Here is a 5,506-nt window from a genome sequence, read left to right as displayed (position 1 = left end):
ATTGCTACAAAATGCTATGGAAACTCCCTAAATTGACACCTATGGTGCGGTTTCCCAACCGCACCGGGCAATATTAAGAAATTTATAATTCTCTTTAACCCATTTTTTGCTCGACAATTCAGTTAAACAATATCCTTCAAACCACAACCGAATGTTTCTCCAAAACTTCATCGTTCAATTCAATACCGAGTCCCGGTTTCGTTGACGGTATAATGTACCCATCTTCCCACTGCAACGGCTCCTTAAGAATATCGGCGTGGAAACCGTCCCATGTATGGATACCCTCCTGAATCAAGAAATTCGGGCTACAAACATCCAACTGAATATTCGCTGCACCGCCAATCGGCCCCCCATACAGATGCGGTGCGATCTGCGCGTAGTGTGCCTCACCCATAGATGCAATCTTCTTCGCTTCAAGGATGCCACCTGTAATCGTCAAATCCATCTGCAAAATAGATGCCGCCTGTTGTTCGAGTAAATCTGCAAACTCATATTTCGTCAGCAACCGTTCTCCAGTCGCAATCGGAATACTCGTGGACTGCGCGACGCGTGCCATCTCTTTGATATTCTCTGGTGGTATCGGTTCCTCAAACCAGAGCGGATCATACTGTTCGACGCGTTTCGCGAAACGGATTGCGCTGTTTGTGTTAAACTGCCCGTGTGTCCCAATCAGAATATCACACCTATCACCAACCGCCTCACGAATCCCTCGGATGACGCTCTCTGCGTAGTCGAGTGTCTCTAACCTATCGGCAGTCCGCGCATCAACCGGATCGAACTTGACAGCCGTGAAGCCTTTTTCGACGTAAGAAAGCGCGAGTTCACCTGTCTGTTCTGGGGAATCACCGCGCCGCCATGGCAAGAGATAGGAGTAGGCACGCAATTTCTCATGGAACATGCCGCCTAATAGGTTGTAGATCGGTTGATTCAGTGCCTTTCCAACGATGTCCCAACACGCCATCTCAATCGCACTCATGGCTGGTGTCGTCAGCGGACCGGAGTGTCGTACGCAGGGACCTTCATAAAGCGTTGACCAGATTCTTTCAATCCGAAACGGATCCGCCCCAATGAGGAAGCGTTCTCCCCAATCCTTAATCAACTCAATGACTACATGGTTCAATTGCGTATGATAGGTACATTCGCCTACGCCTTCGATGCCGTCATCTGTTACCAGTTTGACGAAAATCCAACGTCTTCCACCCCAGTGTGGCGGCGGCACATCAACGAGATACGTTTTCACATCAACAATCTTCATTTTTTAAATTTTCCTTGCGGTTCGATCAAGTCGGTTTTAGGTGTCAATTTAAGAAAAAAATTATGTGCTGAATACCCCAGGCCGGTAGGTTCGGTTTCCTAACCGAACCGGATTTTACACAGAAACCGTGAAGCCTTCAAAAACCTCTTTAGTCCCGTAGAGTTTATTTGCTTGGGTGTTTCTTCAGCATGTTTATATCTATAGTTCCTAAAATACTCTCAGAAATCGCTAAATTGACACTTATGGATTCCACCAATAGGTTACTTTACCAACAACAGTTGTATCCAGCAATCCTGACGTTATACTGTCTGTGCCATACGTCTGGTTGAAAACGAAATAGAAATCACTACCCGGGCGGTAGATGTAATTGACTAAAAAATTCGTGGTAACCAGATTCCTGTCACTGTTCCATTGGACATAAAACTTGGTAAAGAGGTCAGTGGAGAAAGAATAAACAACACGTCCACCGAAGACGTTTGTATCAAAAGAGACCTGTTTGTCAGGCTTTCCGTCTTGTGGGAGTGTTACTCGGTTAAACTCGTATCTCGGTTCCAAACTAAAGCGTCCACCGAACCGAAGGTCGAGACGGAGGTCAAATCCTCGTCGGGTACCGTTGTAAAAATCCCCAACATTAAACCCAAAACGTCCGTTGAAGACCTTGCCTTCAGCGTTGAGCATGAGACTATAGTTATTGTAACTGTACTTGCCTCTTGGAATAGTAATCCCTTCTCGAATTTCAAAGTCGTCGATGAGGTTCTCGAAATTTCGGTAAATTCGGATGCCACCCCAGCCGTTCGTTTCCAATTCAAGCCACGTGCTCCAAATAAAAGTTCGCGTCTCTAATTGATTCTCTGAATTCAGGACAATATCGAGCTCCGGCCCGATCCACATCCGGCGGAGACCGTACCAATGAAGATATGGGGTGCCGCGGAGTTCGCCTCGGAACCAACGTGACCCAGTGCGATACACGTAACCGACTTCAGGGTTAAAATCCTCACCGATGTCCGTATAGGAAGCGTTCACTCGTGCGACGCTACTCTGCCAATTACCACCGAAGTACAACGCGTTCGTGTTTGCGGATCGCTCTTGTGTGTTGACGGGATCGTTTTGCATGCCGTCCGGATCAAAAGTACGTGCCCAGAGTCCACGAAAATTCATCTCGCCAGTCGGGCGATAGATAAAATCAACGCCGGTTGCTCGATTGTGTGCCTCAGGTCCTTGCTTGTTGATTGCAATCATACCGAGACTTGACCCGGTGAAAAGATCGCGCTTGATCCGCAACACGGAGTAGTTCGTCCTATCAACGTTAACTGCCTCTGCATCCTCCGTAGCATCTGCTGCATACTTATCCGTGAGGACATTCAGTAACCCCACGCCGAAGCCGCCCACTTTACCCGTAACCTTTCCACCCGCCAGAATCGGGATGGCGTGTCCTGCTTCGATACCGATGCGACGACTATAAAAAAGTAGGAGCGGTGGCGGCGCATTGAAACTCGTACGTGGAATACCGAAATCCAACAAGCCCGCACCTTCCAAGAAAAATTGGCGTTTTTCTGGAAAAAAGAGGCTAAACCGTGTTAAATTCGCTTGTTCCCGATCCGCTTCGACTTGTGCAAAGTCTGTATTAACGGTGAGATCGGCGGTCAGATTTGAAGTGACGCTCACCTTCATATCTGCCCCGAAGTCAAGCACACCCACTGTCCCTTCTTCTGTCCGAGCGACACCCGGGAGGAGATACGGTAGAAACTCGATGTTGCGTCGTTGTGAGATGCCAGATAAACCGGTGAGTGTGCCTAAATTCGTCGTCCGATAGCGCGCCAAAAATGTATATGCTGCTGGCACGGGTGCCCATGTCCCCTCTTCCTGATTCTTTTGGATAGTGCGTCCAAGATTCAAACCCCATGTTAACGTTTCTTCGTCCTTAAACCTCAATTGGCTAAACGGAATCGCAATTTCTGTTGTCCAATTATCGCCGTTAATTTTCGCGCGAGCGTCCCAAACCGCATTCCAGTTCTCGTTTCGACTGTCGCCGCTGTCCATGAGCGCGACATCTTCCCGCGCTCCCAGCGGATTGACTCTGAAGAAGAAGCCGCTCCGCCTATCGTTATAGGTATCCAATAGGACAAAGACATTGTCTTGGTCCCACATCATCGCGTCGCGTCGCATCTTGTTGGCAACAATCTTGGAGCGGTCGGGTTCGCTGCAGACAAAACCGAAATAGATGTGTCTTTCATCGTAGAGAATCCGAACCTCTGTTGCTTCTGTTAAAGAGGCACCCGCATCGGGTTCAAATTGAATAAATTGACGGATAGGCGTTGCATTCTGCCAATCGGATTCTGTCAGTTCACCGTCAATCTCAACGCTCTCGTAAGTCCGGTATGCTTCTGCTTGAAGTGCTTCAGTCTCGGCATGGACACCAACACCGATAGAAAAGAGAAGTAGCATTGATAGCCATCTACATAGATAATCCATAGTACACAAAGTGGGACACACAACCTCCGTAATTGTCTTAAATCTCTCTCTATTATATCACATCCACCGAAATTCTGCACATTCTTATCTATACTGCTTCCAAACGCATTCAGTCCTTTTGTAGAAATGCTTCCTGATCGCTATATTCTCCCAATTTGAATCACGGAAGAAGAATTCGCCCTTTTGGAAAGGAACAAAATGTTAAAAAGATTTGACTTTGGTCGGAAATTATGGCATGATTAATGCAACTTTCAGAGATCCATTTGGATTTTTTAAGCAATATTAAATAATAATTTCCGATTTTCCGATAAGTGCGGACCCCGTAGGGGCGGGGTTTCCCCGCCCGACATTGATGGGAAATGTGCAAATTTAATATTGAAACTTGCTTAAATAGGTTTTTAAAGAAAGAATACGGCAAAGAATAACTTTGGAAAAATGTAGAACACAATTGGAGGAAATATGAGCAACGAAAGTAAGTGCCCAGTGATGCACCACGCTCAGGCACAGGGCACCATAGCAAACCAACAATGGTGGCCGAATCAGTTGAACCTGAAGATGCTCCACCAGAACCCGCCCTCTGCCAATCCTATGGGCGAGGATTTCAACTACGCTGAGGCGTTCAATACACTCGACCTGGCGGAAGTGCAGCGGGACATCGAAAAAGTAATGACGACATCACAGGAGTGGTGGCCCGCCGACTACGGACACTATGGACCGCTCTTCATTCGGATGGCGTGGCACAGTGCTGGCACATACCGCATCGGGGACGGGCGCGGAGGGGGTGCCTCCGGCACGCTCCGCTTTGCACCCCTCAACAGTTGGCCCGACAATGCCAGCCTTGATAAGGCTGTCCGGTTGCTCTGGCCCGTCAAGCAGAAGTACGGTCGGAAACTCTCGATGGCGGATCTGATAATCTTCGCAGGGAATTGCGCTCTCGAATCCATGGGTTTCAAGACGCTTGGGTTCGCCGGCGGGCGAGAGGATGTCTGGGAACCCGAAGAAGACATCTATTGGGGCTCCGAGACCACATGGCTTGGTGATGAACGTTATACTGGGGACAGGGAACTGGAGAATCCGCTCGGTGCCGTCCAGATGGGTTTAATCTATGTGAATCCACAGGGACCGAACGGGAACCCGGATCCGGTTGCTGCAGCAAGAGACATTAAAGAGACGTTCCGTCGCATGGCAATGAACGATGAGGAGACGGTCGCACTCATCGCTGGCGGACACACATTCGGCAAAACCCATGGGGCTGCGGATGCCGACGAGTACGTTGGCCCCGAACCCGAAGGTGCCGACCTTGAAGAACAAGGACTCGGTTGGAAGAACAGTTACGGTAGCGGCAAGGGCAGCGACACAATCACCAGTGGGTTGGAAGGTGCCTGGACCGTCGCACCGATCCAGTGGGACAATAACTTCTTTGAAAATCTCTTCAACTACGACTGGGAACTGATAAAAGGCCCCGGCGGGGCATGGCAGTGGACTCCCAAAGATGAAGCTGCACAAGGCACCGTCCCAGATGCTCACGATGCCTCAAAGAAGCACGCCCCCATGATGCTCACGACCGATCTCTCTCTGAAGGCGGATCCAGTCTACGAGAAGATTTCCAGACGCTTCTACGAGAACCCGGATGCCTTCGCAGATGCCTTTGCTAAGGCATGGTACAAGCTGACACACCGCGACATGGGACCCCGCACGCGCTGCCTCGGGCCCTGGGTTCCTGCGGAACCGCAGTTGTGGCAAGACCCCGTCCCTGATGTCGATCATGAATTGATTGAC

At 49.4% G+C, this 5,506-nt stretch carries 3 protein-coding genes; 1 reads left to right on the top strand and 2 read right to left on the bottom strand.

Translation table 11 applies throughout. The features are described from left to right. Positions 1-136 precede the first annotated feature (136 nt). Together OXH00_12330 and OXH00_12325 are read right to left on the bottom strand one after the other, a co-directional pair. Positions 137-1,255, bottom strand: coding sequence for a mandelate racemase/muconate lactonizing enzyme family protein (locus OXH00_12330; protein ID MCY3741799.1), 1,119 nt, complete (start codon positions 1,253-1,255; stop codon positions 137-139). Positions 1,256-1,495: 240 nt separating this feature from the next. Beyond that, a complete protein-coding gene (locus OXH00_12325) occupies positions 1,496-3,700 on the bottom strand; it encodes a DUF5916 domain-containing protein (protein ID MCY3741798.1) in 2,205 nt (734 codons plus the stop codon). Positions 3,701-4,213: 513 nt separating this feature from the next. Here OXH00_12325 and OXH00_12320 point away from each other — a divergent pair. After that, the coding region (locus OXH00_12320; protein ID MCY3741797.1) for a catalase-peroxidase at positions 4,214-5,506 on the top strand (1,293 nt) is incomplete at its 3' end.

This window comes from Candidatus Poribacteria bacterium (assembly GCA_026706025.1).
In the GTDB taxonomy this organism is placed as follows: domain Bacteria; phylum Poribacteria; class WGA-4E; order WGA-4E; family WGA-3G; genus WGA-3G.
Note: the sequence above shows the minus strand (reverse complement) of the source record. Positions and strands in the feature narration are given on the sequence as shown.